19 protein-coding genes and 1 pseudogene are annotated in these 14,284 nt (G+C 42.8%); 6 read left to right on the top strand and 14 right to left on the bottom strand.

The genetic code is table 11. The features are described from left to right. Window positions 1-5: 5 nt before the first annotated feature. Window positions 6-275: a YfhJ family protein gene (locus B9Z54_RS17420; RefSeq protein WP_113929679.1), complete on the bottom strand. Its 270-nt coding sequence runs from the start codon at window positions 273-275 to the stop codon at window positions 6-8. Window positions 276-896: 621 nt separating this feature from the next. Between B9Z54_RS17420 and B9Z54_RS17410 the strand changes: the two genes are divergently transcribed. Continuing rightward, window positions 897-1,061, top strand: coding sequence for a small, acid-soluble spore protein K (locus B9Z54_RS17410; protein WP_113929677.1), 165 nt, complete (start codon window positions 897-899; stop codon window positions 1,059-1,061). Window positions 1,062-1,103: 42 nt separating this feature from the next. Further along, complete coding sequence (locus B9Z54_RS17405) at window positions 1,104-1,265, top strand: YpzG family protein (protein ID WP_113929703.1); 162 nt, start codon at window positions 1,104-1,106, stop codon at window positions 1,263-1,265. A gap of 50 nt (window positions 1,266-1,315) precedes the next feature. Here the strand turns inward: B9Z54_RS17405 and B9Z54_RS17400 are convergent, their stop codons facing one another. Beyond that, a complete protein-coding gene (locus tag B9Z54_RS17400) occupies window positions 1,316-1,612 on the bottom strand; it encodes a YfhH family protein (RefSeq protein WP_187444275.1) in 297 nt (98 codons plus the stop codon). 145 nt (window positions 1,613-1,757) lie between these two features. Here B9Z54_RS17400 and B9Z54_RS17395 point away from each other — a divergent pair, with 145 nt between their 5' ends. Continuing rightward, a complete protein-coding gene (locus tag B9Z54_RS17395) occupies window positions 1,758-2,435 on the top strand; it encodes an SDR family NAD(P)-dependent oxidoreductase (protein WP_113929675.1) in 678 nt (225 codons plus the stop codon). A 110-nt stretch (window positions 2,436-2,545) separates the two neighbouring features. Here the strand turns inward: B9Z54_RS17395 and recX are convergent, their stop codons facing one another. Beyond that, on the bottom strand, window positions 2,546-3,349 hold the full coding sequence (gene recX / locus B9Z54_RS17390) for a recombination regulator RecX (RefSeq protein ID WP_113929674.1): 804 nt from the start codon (window positions 3,347-3,349) through the stop codon (window positions 2,546-2,548). 95 nt (window positions 3,350-3,444) lie between these two features. Here recX and B9Z54_RS17385 point away from each other — a divergent pair, with 95 nt between their 5' ends. The 3 genes from B9Z54_RS17385 to B9Z54_RS17375 all read left to right on the top strand — a co-directional run bounded on the left by B9Z54_RS17385 (window position 3,445) and on the right by B9Z54_RS17375 (window position 4,888). Continuing rightward, window positions 3,445-4,353: a TIGR01777 family oxidoreductase gene (locus B9Z54_RS17385; RefSeq protein ID WP_113929673.1), complete on the top strand. Its 909-nt coding sequence runs from the start codon at window positions 3,445-3,447 to the stop codon at window positions 4,351-4,353. Window positions 4,354-4,406: 53 nt separating this feature from the next. After that, window positions 4,407-4,535 carry a YfhE family protein gene (locus B9Z54_RS17380; RefSeq protein WP_113929672.1) on the top strand — a complete coding sequence of 43 codons (129 nt, stop codon included), beginning with the start codon at window positions 4,407-4,409 and terminating at the stop codon, window positions 4,533-4,535. A gap of 158 nt (window positions 4,536-4,693) precedes the next feature. After that, window positions 4,694-4,888, top strand: coding sequence for a YfhD family protein (locus tag B9Z54_RS17375; protein WP_113929671.1), 195 nt, complete (start codon window positions 4,694-4,696; stop codon window positions 4,886-4,888). A 278-nt stretch (window positions 4,889-5,166) separates the two neighbouring features. On the opposite strand, the pseudogene B9Z54_RS25335 reads toward B9Z54_RS17375, so the two are convergent. From B9Z54_RS25335 to B9Z54_RS17330, 11 genes and pseudogenes are all read right to left on the bottom strand, one after another. Continuing rightward, a pseudogene (locus tag B9Z54_RS25335) lies at window positions 5,167-5,502 on the bottom strand (class I SAM-dependent methyltransferase); the annotation flags it as partial. A 15-nt stretch (window positions 5,503-5,517) separates the two neighbouring features. Next, window positions 5,518-5,703, bottom strand: a complete 186-nt coding sequence (locus tag B9Z54_RS25330) for a hypothetical protein (protein ID WP_205207732.1) — start codon at window positions 5,701-5,703, stop codon at window positions 5,518-5,520. Window positions 5,704-5,926: 223 nt separating this feature from the next. Next, a complete protein-coding gene (rlmD, locus tag B9Z54_RS17365; RefSeq protein ID WP_240189993.1) occupies window positions 5,927-7,324 on the bottom strand; it encodes a 23S rRNA (uracil(1939)-C(5))-methyltransferase RlmD in 1,398 nt (465 codons plus the stop codon). Between the two features lie 4 nt (window positions 7,325-7,328). After that, complete coding sequence (locus tag B9Z54_RS17360) at window positions 7,329-8,201, bottom strand: DNA-3-methyladenine glycosylase family protein (protein WP_113929669.1); 873 nt, start codon at window positions 8,199-8,201, stop codon at window positions 7,329-7,331. Between the two features lie 154 nt (window positions 8,202-8,355). Further along, complete coding sequence (pdaA, locus tag B9Z54_RS17355; RefSeq protein WP_113929668.1) at window positions 8,356-9,162, bottom strand: delta-lactam-biosynthetic de-N-acetylase; 807 nt, start codon at window positions 9,160-9,162, stop codon at window positions 8,356-8,358. Between the two features lie 235 nt (window positions 9,163-9,397). Then, a complete protein-coding gene (locus B9Z54_RS17350) occupies window positions 9,398-10,948 on the bottom strand; it encodes a fumarate hydratase (RefSeq protein WP_113929667.1) in 1,551 nt (516 codons plus the stop codon). Window positions 10,949-11,071: 123 nt separating this feature from the next. Next, on the bottom strand, window positions 11,072-11,515 hold the full coding sequence (locus tag B9Z54_RS17345) for a GNAT family N-acetyltransferase (protein WP_113929666.1): 444 nt from the start codon (window positions 11,513-11,515) through the stop codon (window positions 11,072-11,074). Window positions 11,516-11,989: 474 nt separating this feature from the next. After that, window positions 11,990-12,346, bottom strand: a complete 357-nt coding sequence (locus B9Z54_RS17340; protein WP_113929665.1) for a hypothetical protein — start codon at window positions 12,344-12,346, stop codon at window positions 11,990-11,992. Between the two features lie 171 nt (window positions 12,347-12,517). Further along, on the bottom strand, window positions 12,518-12,919 hold the full coding sequence (locus tag B9Z54_RS17335; RefSeq protein WP_113929664.1) for a nuclease-related domain-containing protein: 402 nt from the start codon (window positions 12,917-12,919) through the stop codon (window positions 12,518-12,520). Between the two features lie 73 nt (window positions 12,920-12,992). After that, window positions 12,993-13,169, bottom strand: coding sequence for an SE1561 family protein (locus B9Z54_RS25325; protein WP_187444521.1), 177 nt, complete (start codon window positions 13,167-13,169; stop codon window positions 12,993-12,995). A 145-nt stretch (window positions 13,170-13,314) separates the two neighbouring features. Continuing rightward, window positions 13,315-14,184, bottom strand: coding sequence for a YfkD famly protein (locus B9Z54_RS17330; RefSeq protein ID WP_113929663.1), 870 nt, complete (start codon window positions 14,182-14,184; stop codon window positions 13,315-13,317). Between the last annotated feature and the right edge of the window lie 100 nt (window positions 14,185-14,284).

Below are 14,284 nucleotides of genomic sequence, written 5' to 3'. Positions count from 1 at the left end.
CCTTTCTAATGGTTCAAATCGTTTTCATCCGCCAGCATATGTCTGTACTTGGAATTTCGGGCAGCAAACTCATGAAGCCGGCTGCCATAGCTGTCTATCCACTGTTTCACCAGCCTGCTCGTCATTTCTTTTCCTAGATATTCTCCCCTTGCTTTGGCATAGGTTGTCTCAAAATCTTCCCATAATAGCTCTACCCAGGTCCTGGCTCTTGCTGTAGATAATTCTTGGTTTTTTTCCAGTAGAGCTCTTGTTAATTCTTCATGAAATGTATCCATATATGATTTCCTCCGTTCTTTAGGTTTTTCTTGTATTCAGAGGGATGAAAGCTCGCTTGGTGACCAGATGGTTTGGGTTACTGGAAGCTTCCTTGGTGACCTTTTTCCTGGATTTCTGAGAAGTTTGGGCACCTAGACGATTATTTTCTCTTATTTCTTGAGTAAACATGGCGTTCAAAAGTTCCTTAAGACCCTTCAGCGTGGATATTCCTGATTGTTGGGTCTCTAAAAGCCTCCTTGACACCTCTCATCCTGCATTTTCCGTTTTCTCGGGTCTCTAAAAGCCTCCTTGACACCTCGCATCCTGCATTTCCCGTATCCTCGGGTCTCTAAAACCCTCCTTGGCGCCTCTCATCCTGCTTTTTCCGTATCCACGGGTCTCTTAAGCCTCCTTGGCGCCTCTCATCCTGCATTTTTCGTATTCACGGGTCTCTAGACGCCTTCAAACAATTACCTGGGAACCCATATTGCTTAATGCAACCAACAGCTCTCCTCATTCCCAATATTTTTTAATGATAATTCCCGCTGTTAAGTCTCATACTAATTGTACGCAGCCGGCAGATTCCTTTGGCGGGTTTGCTGGCTGTGAGGTGACCATCACGTATTCTTGGGAGGAATTCGATGCGCAATAAAGAAAGAGGCTTCCCTAACCAGAATAACAACAAATTCGAGGGTGAACCGCGGGCGAAGCCGGAATATGCTTCCAAACGGGCTGACGGTACTATCAACACTCATCCCCAGGAACGCATGGCTGCATCCAACCAGCGTGAAAATGATTCGATATAAGTTTTCGAGTGAGCCATTCTAAAGGAGGCGGTTGTTTTGGGTATGGGAAAAAAGAACAACTCAAATCGTTTTGATAAAAACTATGTGAGTCCTTTCAATCAGGCTTTTTATAATGCCAAACACGCGCACTCACAGGCTAATGGACATACTGTTCAGACTCAGGACTTGATCATTTTGGAAAGACAGACCCGAAAAAGATCGTAATATAGGAAATGGAAACAGGGACGCCTAATGTTCCTTGTTTCCATTTTTCATTATTTCTTTTTATTGAGCAGTGATATCGGGAGGGCTTCTTCTTTGCCTGAACCCCCAAGACGGTATCCCCAGGCGAATACACCATTCATGTAATCAATTTTAAAATATACTCCAGGATCCCCTTCAATTCCGTAGATTTCACCAGGTTTGAACTCTTTTGGGTCCATCAGGTAAGCTTGGGCCATCAAGGATTTTCTTTCCAATACGGCAAATTCATTTAGGATGCCCAGCTGTTCAGCCTTTCTTGCCTTTTCTCTCAGCTGTGCAATTTCCTGTCTTAATTCATGCTCGTTCATTTCACTGTATCTTGTTTCTTTTTCCACTGTTTTCACTCCATTCCCCTATATTATAGGGAAAATGATATGATAAATAAAGTTTGGTTTAAAACAAGCATAGAAGGAAAAATTACATATTACAACTGACACGTTAGGAGGATTACATATGAAAACAGCCGTAATATCCGGTGGTGGTTCAGGACTTGGCCGGGAGCTTGCAAAGGTATACAGCAATGAGGGTTATCATATTCTGCTTCTCGGCAGAACAGAGGATAAGCTTCAAATGGTCAAAGAAGAAATAGTTACAGACGGAGGGACCGCTTCTTTCATGGTCATCGACATTGCATCCACGGAACAGGTTGAAGAAGTAAGCCGTCAAATAACTGAGAAGCATGATGTAGAGCTTCTCATCAACAATGCGGGTGTAGGGCTTTTCGGGCCTTTCTTACAGGCGGGGTTTGATGAGATCGATAAAATGCTGTCCGTTAATTTTCTCGGTACCGTGTATCTGACGAAAGCACTTCTGCCTTCTATGGTTTCAAAGGACTCAGGCACTATCATAAACATAATTTCCACAGCTGGTCTTAGAGGCAAGAAAAACGAATCCTACTATGCAGCCAGTAAGTTTGCATTGAGAGGATTTGCTGAAAGCCTGCAAAAAGAATTTGAAGAGAGCGGAATTGACATCATCAATGCCTATATGGGAGGAATGAATACTCCTTTCTGGACTGATTCACAACATGTCTCAGACCCAAGCAGACTCCGTTCACCGCGCGAAGTGGCCGAAATTATCTACGAAGAAAGCAAAACTTCAACAGATATTATTATTGAATCAAAAAAATGAATGACTAAAAGGCCGTCCGAATTATACCGGACGGCCTTTAACACATTAAAGCGCTAAGAAGGCCAGTCCCGCTTAGGCTTTAGAGAACCAAAGTGTAAGGGCCCGGCCTCTCACTCTTCTTCCTTAAGAATTTCTATGGCCCCTTCGATTTCTTCCATTGAAAAACCTTTGCGGTATAAATTTTGCTTCATTTTATTCACGTAGTCATAGCCAGTGAATTTGGAGTGAAGACGATTATGAGCTTTTCTGGCATGCAAAAGAACTGCTTCCAGCTTTTCTTCTTCAGACTTTTCGTTGTCTGTTTCCTGCCAGGCAAGATTGATGACTGAAAAGGGATATCCCTTTCGTGCCAGGTTCTGTTCTGTTTTTTGCTTTGCGACCATACTTGAATCCTTTTTGTACTTTTTATACAGCTTGTCTGTAAGTATTATTGCTTTCTCCAATTGGATATCTGGAGTGAAGGTCTCTATAGCTTCTTCAATAGAAGCTTTATCAACACCTTTTGCAGCCAGTTCTCTTTCAACTACACCAGGTCCTTTATCCGAAGTGTTAATTTGAGTGTTCACGAATGCTTTTGCAAACTCTTGATCATTCAAGTATTCATACTTCTTTAACTTCTGGATGACTTCATCTGCAACTGGTTGTTCAAGCTCTTTCTTCTTTAAATAATCCAATACTTCTTTTTCCGTCCTCATTCGAAATGAGAGGTAATGTATGGCGAGATTGAAGGCCCTTCGAATATCGTCTTCATAGCCTATTTCAGCCATTGCAACTTCATCGATTTCATCTCCTTTTCCAAGCTGAAACCGGGCAATGATTTCTTCGTCGACACTGAAAGAGTATTCACCGTCGATAAAAATGTTATATCTTTCTTGATTCTTCACTTGTCTGGTTATCTTCGTGATTTTTCCCATATCCAACACCTCCTACTTAATGTAACACACCCAAAATGTTTTTTATCAGTGGGAAGGGTAAAATAAGAACAAAGAATAATAAAGGAGGTCATGTGATGAAAGCAGTAATATCTGGCGGAACCGGCTTTGTCGGCAGTGCTTTGACGGAAGAATTGCTCGGCAGCGGTTATGAGGTCAGCATACTAACTAGAAATCCAGATAAACACGAAACGAGGCAGAATGTTTCTTACATTAAATGGTTATCAGAAGGTGCACGCCCTGAAACGGAACTGAATGGAGCGGATATTTTCATCAACCTTGCAGGAGAATCCATCAACAGCGGCCGCTGGACCGAAGAACGGAAGAAAAGAATCCTTAAAAGCCGCATTGATGCAACACGCGAGATGGTGAGAATACTGGAAAACCTTGAGAATAAGCCATCTGTCTTTATCAATGCCAGTGCCATAGGGTTTTATGAAGCATCAGAATCAAAGACCCATACGGAGCAATCACTGGATACCAGCTCAAACTTCCTGGCAGAAACGGTTAAAAAGTGGGAATCCGAAGCAAGCAGGGCAAAGGATTCCGGTGTTCGGACCGTTTACACCCGGTTCGGGATCATCCTTGGAAAAGACGAAGGAGCTCTGCCTAAAATGGCTCTGCCCTACAAGCTGTTTGCGGGAGGGACTGTGGGTTCCGGAAAGCAGTGGATGTCGTGGGTGCACATTGAGGACATTGCAAAAGCCATCCGCTTTGTCATCGAAAATAAAACCATTGATGGGCCGGTGAATATCACTTCACCATCACCAGTCACTATGAAGGAGCTCGGCAAGACACTCGGCGACGTCTTAAACCGTCCTCATTGGATCCCGGCACCAGGCTTCGCCATCAAGGCAGTTCTTGGGGAAATGAGCACTCTCATTCTGGAGGGGCAAAAAGTCATTCCGGAAGTGCTAAAGAAAAACGGCTATGCATTTCAATACCCTGAACTAAAAGGTGCCCTGCAGGAGATTTATCAGAAGTAAGTATGATTTCTCAAGTGATAGGAAAAAATAGGTATATATTCATTTGAGAAAGGATGATTCCTGTGGAGAAAAAACGTAAAGAAAAAACCAAATCCGTCCTGTCCTCTATGCAAGAAGTCACTTATTCCCGTGAATTCAAGCGCGCAGACAGAGCTGGCGGCTACACACAGAAAAAGCATTAAGTTCTGCTGAGGTTGAAACCAAGTATCCTTTTATGCACGCTGAGATATTGAAAGAAATACCTCTTTTTAAAAAGCTGGTTCCCGCTAATACTAAAGGAGCGAAAACATTTTCCGTTTTCGCTCCTTTATCTTTCTCATCATGAAAGGGGACGGTTCGAATGGGCAGAGCACATGGACATAAAACTCGTGATAAAAATAAAAACAAACTTCCACAGGTTCCTAAAAACATGAAGACTGAAGGTGTTGACGAGGAGTTTTCAAGAGAGCTTGCAGATCAAGCGGATATGGAAGCTCAAGCACGATCGAATGCGGCTAATCAGCGCCAGAAGACAACCAATAGAAATAAACAATAACACGCAAAAAGGATGGTCCTGGAATAAGGACCATCTTTTTCCACACATCCACTCGTTTTCTGTTAATAATCTGTTGATAATAATCCACAAGCTGCTGTGGATTATGTTGATAACTTTCTGAATATTAACAATAGCAATACTTCTCGTGTGAATAACTCTGTATATAAATACTTTAACGCATCACCGTACTAAGAGGGACAGTCCCTTTTAACCCGGTTGTGCGTTAATTGATTAAAACTCACTTATTCGGGTTGGCTTAAGCCGCCAGTATACGGAGGTTATTCTTCACTTTCATGCCAGGATAATTGTTTTTTCCGCTTTCTACAGATTGTTAAACCCGGAGAGACAGGAAGCGTCACCATCTCAAACAATTCCCTTTCCCTGGATAACTCATCGATTGCCTGATAGGCTGTTCCGCATAGAAACGACTGGATCATCCTCTGATCCTGAGGATGTGAATCATGAAATAATATTAGGCCATGCGGCACAACATACGGAAAAAAATTTCTAAAGTCCTGCAGCACTGCCTCTTTGGAATGGTCTGCATCGATGAATAGCATATCAATCTTTAACGGGTTCGCTTCTAAGGTCTTAGCAAATTCCTGTGTCGATCCATGAAAAAATTGAGCCTAAGGCGAACTTACCATATACTTTTCAACATCTGCGTCTATATCCACTCCTATCAATTGGTCTGTAAACTCTTCCATTTTGTTAAATAGATCGCATTTATATAAGCCCAGCTCTACATAGATCTTTGGCCGGAAAACACTCGCAAGGTGCAGAATAAAATCTTCATGCCAGTTTGGTTTAGCCAATTCCTCATTCCTCTCATTATTGCTGGTGTAAAGCTTTATCAATACAATTGGTCATTTACGTTTTAGTATATTGCAACAACCAGGATTATGTTCCATATGATTAAGGACATGAAATCCCAAGGCTGCAGCTAAATAACCCGGCATCAAATTAATAGTTGGAGAAAAAATCCGACGTTAACAACCTGTATTTTTTCTACTCCCAAAAAAGAAGAAGCAGGCTCCCCTATCGGGAACCTGCTCCTTCTTTTAATACAAGCTTCGCAACACTTTCTACATGCGCAGTCTGAGGAAACATATCAACAGGCTGGATGTACTCAACTTCATATGCATTGCTTAATGTTTTTAGATCCTTAGCAAGCGTTGACGGATTGCAGGATACGTAGATGAATTTCTTTGGCTTCACCTTCAAGATTGTTTTCAGGAAGCTTGGCTCGCATCCTGTGCGAGGTGGATCGACGATGACCACATCCGGCCTCCATCCTTCTGCTTTCCACTTAGGAAGCCACTCTTCTGCCGTTCCCACTTCATATACGGCATTTTCCATTCCAAACTTCTCACTGTTTTTCCTGGCGTTGTCGATGCTTTCCTTAATAACATCCATGCCGCGTATTTCTTTGGCTCCGCTTGCAAGCCACATACCAATTGTTCCGACACCGCAATAGGCATCCACCAGTTTTTCATGCCCTGTCAATCCAGCGGCATCTCTTACCTCATTATAGAGGTTGATGGTCTGTGACGGATTCAGCTGGAAGAAAGCCCTTGCCGATAGTTCATATGAGAACTTATCAAGACGCTCCACAATTGATTCTGTTCCATAAAGATGAATCGTTTCATCTCCGAAAATGAGGGAGGTCGGTTTAGGATTTATATTTTGTGCTACTGATTTAACTTCAGGCAGCCTCTTGTTGATTTCTTCTAAAATCATTTCTTTACGCGGAAGGTCCTTACCGACTGTCACCAGTACGACCTGGACTTCGCCAGTGGTCACTCCGACTCTTGTCACAACGGTTTTGACAGTTCCTTTTTTGGTTCTTTCATTGTATATCTTGACTTTGAAATCACTCAAGATCCTCTTCACTTCGTTCGTCACTTTATTTGTAGACGGATGTTGGACAATGCATTCAGGAATGTCTACAAGCTTATGGGAATTCAAGCTGTATAAACCGGATATGATTTTACCGTCCCTGAATCCCAATTGAAATTGGCTCTTATTCCGGTAATACCAAGGCTCTACCATTCCAATCATCGGTTTAACATGGAGTTTTTCCAAATCGAATTTAGTGTGCCTCTCAAGTGACTGCATGAGGATATCCCTTTTTTCTACAAGCTGCTGTTCATAGCTCAGATGCTGAAGCTGGCAGCCGCCGCACTGTTCATAAACGGGACAAGGCGGCTTCGTTCTATGCTCTGACCTTTTTCTTACTTTTTTAACACGGCCTTCAGCAAACTTGGGATGCACCTTTACTGCTTCTACAACAACCTCTTCACCAGGCAGTGCGCCCGGCACAAAGACAACCTGTCTTTTAAAGTAGCCGACACCTTCGCCATTGATGCCAAGTCTTTTGATGGTAAGCGGAAACTGCTGGTTTTCTTTTATTTTTACTGTTTGATCATTTTTCACTTCTTCACTTCCTATTTTCAATACTTCTCCATAGATATAACGAGGCGTAGCTTAAGTAAGGTTTCCAAGCTGCACTCATTTCTTCAATTTCAGCCAGCGTCGGTTTTCTGTCCATTCGATACAGTTTTTTCAAAGCATTCTGGATGCCTATGTCTGTTTTTGGAAAAAGATTCGGTCTGCCCAGCGCAAACATCAGATAGTTTTCTGCCGTCCATGGGCCTATTCCCCTGAGCTTGACCAATTGCTTTAAAATCTCTTCGTCCGATTGTTCCTGAAGCTCTTCCAGGTTCAGACTTCCCTCGGCGATTTCCTTTGAGACGCCGATCACATACTCGGCTTTTCTTTGACTGAATTGGAGGTCCCTCAGTTCAGCCACTTCGATCAAGGCAGTTTTCGCCGGGTGCGGGTAGAACCATACCCCGTCTTTCAACTCTCCATACTTATGGACAAACCTTTCTGTCAGCGTATGAGCAAAAGACAGATTAAGCTGTTGATGGATGATGCTTTTCATCAGTGTGGCATACGGGCTGAATTCCAGAACGACCGGTGTGCCTGAATGCTCAAGGAAAATGTCTTTAAGGTCCGTTTCCAAAAAATGCTGATGAATGTCATGAAGAGTCCCTTCCCACTGAAAGATCCTCTTCAAATAAGCCAGCCTGCTGCCGTCTTCATCTTCCTGATCCATCTCTACCAAAAAAGAAGGATTATCGGTGGTACCTGTGGCCGTCACTGTCAAAACCTCATTGTCGTCATTATAAAAAGGAACTTTCACTGTCCGATTCTCAATATCGACATTGTTCAAAGGATCGAGGGATAACCTGTCCAGCACCAAATCAAAATTGTAAGGAGGCGATACTCTAATCACTTCTTCTCTCATAAAACCCTCACTTTTAAAAAACGTTTATGAGTATTATAGCATTTCTCGTATAGAGTCTTAAATGTTTACGATTTGATGTAAAAATAAACCGCAGAAGTTTAGTTGTTCAAAGCGTAAAAAGGATAGAACACTAATTGTCCTATCCGTAATTTCCTTATGGTGAAAGCAGTGGATTTCTTCCGTTCTTGCTCATTTCATAATAATCCAGGCTCTTGAACGTATATCCCTCTTTCTTCAGGTCCTTGATGACTTTTTCCAATGCCTCAGCATTATCTTTAGATACAGTGTGCAAAAGCATTACGGCTCCCGGGTGAATCTGCTTCATAATATTATCATAAGAGTACTGCCACCCTTTTTGGCCATCTGTATGCCAATCGACAAAAGCAAGCGACCAAAGGACGTGCGTATAGCCTGCATCCTTCGCAAGCTTCATGGTGCGCTCACTGAACACCCCTCTCGGCGGACGCAGGTATGCCATTGTCTTTTGTTTAGTGATATCGGCTGTCTTGTCCTTGACCAGATCCAATTCCTTCCGCAGCTTTTCATCTGACACTGCCGTTAAATCTGGATGGCTCCATGAGTGGTTACCGACAATATGGCCCTCATCCACCATTCTTTTCACCAAATCCGGCGCGCTGTTCAAATAATGTCCCGTCACAAAAAAAGCTGCCGGCACCTTCTCTTGTTTCAGGACGTCCAGTATCTTTTCGGTGTACCCATTTTCATATCCATTGTCGAAAGTCAAGTATAAAACTTTTTCATCAGGAGCATCTTTATAAAAAGCGCCGTATTTCTTCAATAGTTCGTCATAAGCCTTTCCCGCTTCTGCCTGCTTGCCTTCACTGCCCTTTTTAAATCCCCAGCCGATACTTTTATTCGGGACGGCCGCTGCTTCGGCATTGCAGGTAATTATCCCAAGCGCCAGAAATGCAATAGTGATTACTGTTAAAACTTTTTTCATGATATTTGACCTTCTCTCTTTCCTAATTCAATTTCACCTCGTGTTCCTAAGCCCTGCAATGAAATTGATTATGTGCTGTACTATTTTTAGTGTTGCAAAGGAGAACGGTAACATGCGTTCTAATTGATGGAAATTGCATGAGCGCTGCATACTCAGTGTGCATGGACATAGATCATTTTTTGTCATTAAAATCAAAAAACCGCCACCTGAAAGGAAGCGGTCCAACAAGCTATATTCAGCTGAAGACCTTCTCTTCAAATTGAGAAAGTTTCTCTAGTGATGATTTATCGATATCTTTATGAAGGCTGTTTCCATGTGAATCCATTGTTACGACTGCCGTGAAGCCTTCCACTTCCAGATGCCACATGGCTTCTGGAATGCCGAATTCCATGAAGTCCACGCCTTCGACAGATTTGATGCAATCAGCATAGTACTGGGCTGCTCCGCCGATGGCATTTAAGTAAACACCGCCGTGCTCACCTAGAGCCTCGAGTGTTTTTGGTCCCATGCCGCCTTTTCCGATTACGGCACGGATGCCGAATTTCTTCATGATATCACCTTGGTAAGGTTCTTCACGAATGGAGGTGGTCGGCCCTGCTGCTTTGACATGCCAGCTTCCTCCTTCATCCTTCATCATGACCGGTCCACAGTGATAGATGACTTGGCCATCAAGGTCTACAGGTGAATCATTATCGGAGAGGTGTTTGTGGATTGCGTCACGGCCTGTGTACATTCTTCCGTCGATACGCACCACGTCACCGACCTTCAGGCTGCGGATTTTCTCTTCCGTAATAGGAGCTTTAAGTGTAATGATGTCGGACTCCCCTTGCGATGCTGCAGCTGTCTCCTGCTGAGCGGAGGTTTCGGACAAGTCGACAAGCTCACCTTCCTGATAAAGCCACTCCTGAACGGTTCCTGTTTCTGCATCAAGCTTGAAGCCCAATCTTCTGAAAGCCCAGCAGTTGTATGCAACAGATACAAAGAAGCTGGCCGGAATACGGTTCATGACACCAACCTTGCAGCCAAGCAAAGTCGTTTCACCGCCGAAGCCCATGGTGCCGATTCCAAGTTCATTGGCATTATCCATAACATAGTCTTCAAGCTTGCGAAGATCTTCATTGCTGTTAACATCTTCGACAGATCGGAAAAGCTGCTGTTTCGCAAGATCGTAGCCAGAAGAACGGTCGCCCCCGATTCCAACACCGATGAATCCTGCAGAACACCCCTGCCCTTGAGCTTGATAAACAGAATGCATGATGCACTTTCGGATGCCATCAAGGTCGCGTCCCGCGCGGCCAAGCCCATCCAGTTCGCATGGCAGGCTGTATTGGATATTCTTATTTTCACAGCCGCCTCCCTTAAGGATCAAACGGGCATCGATGTAATCTTTTTCCCACTGCTCGAATTTGATGACAGGTGTGCCCAGCCCAAGATTGTCTCCGCTGTTCGCTCCTGTCAGGGAATCCACAGAGTTCGGACGAAGCTTGCCATCCTTGGTTGCCTCTTTCATCGCGGCATAGATGGCTTCTTTGATCTGTAACTGGTTGACCCCGACAGGAGTTTTGATTTTAAATGTCGGCAATCCTGTATCCTGGCAGATCGGCGAAACTTTATCATCTGCCATTTTAATATTGTTCGAAATAGTCGCTAAACTCATTGCAGAACGCGTCCCGGCGCTCTCTCTTGCCTTCGCTGTCTTGATCGCTCTCCTAACATCTTTCGGTAAGTTCGTTGAAGTTTCAACAATCAACTGATACATGCTTTCTTGCAGCTTTTCCATGTTCATATAATTCCCCTTCTCCCATAGCTATTTCTATATATTTAATAAATAATTTAAAATTAAAATTTTCACAATTCATTATACCTCTATAATTAGCAGGAAAAAAGACCAGATTGTAACCGATTACAGTCAGGTCGAGGATTTTTTTTGAAAATGAATTCTTTCGGCTTCTCTTCTATATGGTTGATATCCATTTTTTCTGTAAAAAGAAATGGCGTCACTCCATTCTTTATTTGTCTCCAGCACTAGATGCCTGGCTCCTCGCTTATTTGCTTCCTCTTCTAAAAACATCAGCATCTTGCGCCCGAGCCCCAATCCTCTGTAGGGAGACAAAACTGACATTCTCACAATCCTTGCCTCTTCCGGTGCTTCGAAAATGATTCCGCCTGTCGCTGCAAGCTCTCCTTTATAGACTCCGACATAAAAGAATTTATCTGTTTTATAATATCCTGTTATGTCATCCAAATCAGGATTCAACCCGTCGATGATGACACCAAAACGCTCTTTAAAGCCTTGGAGGACAATATTCTTCGCAGCTTCTGTCTGTGCTTCAGTTATTAATGAAATCTTCATAACTCAACCATCTCTTTCTTCAAATAGTAACTCTAAGTGTCCCTCAGAGAGCTGATGGCGACGCCTGTTGGTATCTTTACCTCTTTTGGTATCCCACAAGATCAGCTGAAAGGCTTTTTTCTCTTTTAGTGGCACTCATGATTTACACGAAGGGTACCTGAAGGGCTTTTTCCTCTTTTAGTAGAACTCACAGCTTACACGAAGGGTACCTGAAGGGCTTTTTTCTCTTTTAGTGGCACTCACGGCTTACACGAAGGTCACCTGGAGAGCTTTTTCCTCTTTTAGTGGCACTCACGGCTTACACGAAGGGTACCTGAAGGGCCTTTTCCTCTTTTAGTGGCACTCATGATTTCCACGAAGGTCACCTGAAGGGCTTTTTCCTCTTTTACTGGCACTCACCACTTCCACGAAGGACACCTAACAGACTTTTTCCTCTCATAGTGGCACTCACAGCTTCCACGAAGGATACAAGGCTTACTCATAATAAGTGTAGTTTTTAGCACTCACTTTTGTAAAATTCTCACCAAGGACTTTTCTGATTGTCTTTTTCTGGTTAATAATCGCACACATAGTCTGAATCTTATTTGTTGTTAACTTTTCATTGGGAAACAAAAGCCTGAACTCCTCTATTGTCCGTAAAATAGCGTATGCTTTACATTCGCTTTCACCGCACATATTGCAAAACAGCGCTTTGCCCAAACCAGGTTTATAAAAGACCCCGCAATTGGGACAAAGAATCCCTTTTTGAAGATCATCAAAATGGTATTCAGAAAGTCTTGAGTAAGGGGATTCTTGAATATGAAGGAGTTGTAATTTCTCAGCTAATTTCAAGTCCCCCTTGTTCAGCTTTAGAGAACTACTTAGAAGTTTTGTTAGGAATCTATTCAGTTGCGGAGCAAAGATGATGGATGGTGTATCGGGAGGGTTATAAAGGTAAAATTCGGGGTTAATAAAAATCAAATAAGACATAACGTGACAGTTGAAACCAAGTTGTTGAGTGTATTAGCGGAGTAGAGATTCTGTTCTCTTCAATTGAAACATTGGATCTGGTTTTTCTTCACCGGCCGGGCTAATCCAAATACCATTTTTAATGCGGTAGTCTCCCTCAAAATTCTTCACCTCAAAATTGACGATTGTCTTGGAGGTTAATGCGCAGGAATCGATTTGGAATTTTGATCCTTGATGATTCAGCAGTAGATCATTGAGAAATACCATCTTATTCATCAAGGGCAGCGCCCATTCATCAAACATCAACTCTCCTTTGTATCCTTTTATTGCAGCTTTCAATTTTCTCTGTTCATTTTCAGCCAAGCTCTTTCTGGCATTCAGTGAACTCAACAGCCTTACCTCACCTGGCTCAACCCGTTTCTTTATTATCATCAGCATCTCTCCCTTCCTGTCCATTTTAAACCATATTCCTTTTTCTTCCTACCCTTTTATCTTAGAAATAAAAAAGAGCCCCAAAAGGCTCACGGTTCTATTTCTTGAACTGATCAACCTTCATTTCAAGGTCATCAATCATTCCTATTAAACGGTCGATATCTTCTAATTCAGTGTTTTCGGGATCGATTGAATCGAGCACTTCGAGGAACATGTTCAGTCTCTGTTTTAGATATAATACCTGATCGTCTTTGTTGCTTGCTGCTTTGCCCATATGTCCGCTCCTTTAAATGAATTTCCTTTCTCATCGTACCGAATTCCGCATTGAATGACAAGCAGTGATTGGTAACCCCGTGAAAATCCGTCCAATATGTAAAAAAGCTGACACTCTGGATTAAAGAGGTCAGCTTTTTTTGCACTCAGCGGGGTTTATCAGTTGCGATAAAGCCGAACGATACATGATCTTGAACAGGTATCCAGGCGCCGATTCCCTGGGAAGTAACGTTTTTAACAACTATGGAACGCTTTGATCCTTTCATGACCAGGTATACTTCTCCATAAGTCACTTTTCCTTTTTCGTTAACTGCAGGTGCATATCCATACAGGTACCCGAGCCGGCTTGGAGAAATATTATAGACATGGTCTTTCTTTGTTCCCGCTCCAACAATGGTCTGGAAGGAAAGTGGAAGTTTACTGTTTTCCATGGCCTTTAACAACATCATCTTTTGGACATCATCAGAATGCGGGACTTTGGCAGTCAATCCGCCTTTGATTGTTTTTTGGGCTTCTTGTACGTAATGGATCTGATAATTTTGATTACCGCCCCGATTATCATAGTAGTTTGTGTTGATTTTCTGAAATTCCCAGTTCGGTGCTGTCTCTGTTGATTCATAATTCAAGGGCCATTCTCCGAGGAAGATTGTTGCCCTCATCCCGATTGCGAACGGTGTTTTATTCATGCTTGACTCATTGAACATCCGAATCAGGTTAGGATTTTCAATTTTAACATCCGAGGTTTCAAGCAATTCAGCGGTCAGCTCGCTTGGCTGAAGATATGGCAGATCCTGAGTCGGATTTGGATAGGTATTTTCTTTGGCAATATTGAGTACTGATGAAGGGATTTGGGCTTTTGGCTCAGCCTGTTTCTCTTCAGTCTTCTCTTCGTCCTTTTTCTGGACTTTCTCTTGTTTTGGTTCTTGTTGTTTATCTTCCTGCTTTTCTGCAGAAGCTGCCGGCAGGATCAATGATGAGAAAAGGAACATCATAAGAACATTGCGTAAAAGTTTCATGGCGTTACTCCCTTCTTGCATTTGCTTTTTCTGTTGTTAGTTTTTCCTTTGTTTTCATTGTTATCCAAGCTATTTTAAAAAAGTTGGTCGTTATTTAAAT

Source organism: Bacillus sp. P14.5 (assembly GCF_003316765.1).
Lineage (GTDB): Bacteria > Bacillota > Bacilli > Bacillales > Bacillaceae_B > Rossellomorea.
This window is presented reverse-complemented; position numbering and strand designations above follow the sequence as displayed.

Bases quoted from the DNA above. Each gene is read 5' to 3' on its own strand.
- B9Z54_RS17345 (WP_113929666.1), bottom strand. From the start codon at position 11,515: ATGAAGATTTCATTAATAACTGAAGCACAGACAGAAGCTGCGAAGAAT.
- B9Z54_RS25325 (WP_187444521.1), bottom strand. From the start codon at position 13,169: ATGGGCAAAGCAGCAAGCAACAAAGACGATCAGGTATTATATCTAAAA.
- B9Z54_RS17410 (WP_113929677.1), top strand. From the start codon at position 897: ATGCGCAATAAAGAAAGAGGCTTCCCTAACCAGAATAACAACAAATTC.
- B9Z54_RS17420 (WP_113929679.1), bottom strand. From the start codon at position 275: ATGGATACATTTCATGAAGAATTAACAAGAGCTCTACTGGAAAAAAAC.
- B9Z54_RS17330 (WP_113929663.1), bottom strand. From the start codon at position 14,184: ATGAAACTTTTACGCAATGTTCTTATGATGTTCCTTTTCTCATCATTG.
- B9Z54_RS17360 (WP_113929669.1), bottom strand. From the start codon at position 8,201: ATGAGAGAAGAAGTGATTAGAGTATCGCCTCCTTACAATTTTGATTTG.
- B9Z54_RS17375 (WP_113929671.1), top strand. From the start codon at position 4,694: ATGGGCAGAGCACATGGACATAAAACTCGTGATAAAAATAAAAACAAA.
- B9Z54_RS17405 (WP_113929703.1), top strand. From the start codon at position 1,104: ATGGGAAAAAAGAACAACTCAAATCGTTTTGATAAAAACTATGTGAGT.
- B9Z54_RS17400 (WP_187444275.1), bottom strand. From the start codon at position 1,612: ATGAACGAGCATGAATTAAGACAGGAAATTGCACAGCTGAGAGAAAAG.
- B9Z54_RS17380 (WP_113929672.1), top strand. From the start codon at position 4,407: ATGATTCCTGTGGAGAAAAAACGTAAAGAAAAAACCAAATCCGTCCTG.
- pdaA (WP_113929668.1), bottom strand. From the start codon at position 9,162: ATGAAAAAAGTTTTAACAGTAATCACTATTGCATTTCTGGCGCTTGGG.
- B9Z54_RS17335 (WP_113929664.1), bottom strand. From the start codon at position 12,919: ATGGACAGGAAGGGAGAGATGCTGATGATAATAAAGAAACGGGTTGAG.
- B9Z54_RS17385 (WP_113929673.1), top strand. From the start codon at position 3,445: ATGAAAGCAGTAATATCTGGCGGAACCGGCTTTGTCGGCAGTGCTTTG.
- recX (WP_113929674.1), bottom strand. From the start codon at position 3,349: ATGGGAAAAATCACGAAGATAACCAGACAAGTGAAGAATCAAGAAAGA.
- B9Z54_RS17395 (WP_113929675.1), top strand. From the start codon at position 1,758: ATGAAAACAGCCGTAATATCCGGTGGTGGTTCAGGACTTGGCCGGGAG.
- B9Z54_RS17350 (WP_113929667.1), bottom strand. From the start codon at position 10,948: ATGAACATGGAAAAGCTGCAAGAAAGCATGTATCAGTTGATTGTTGAA.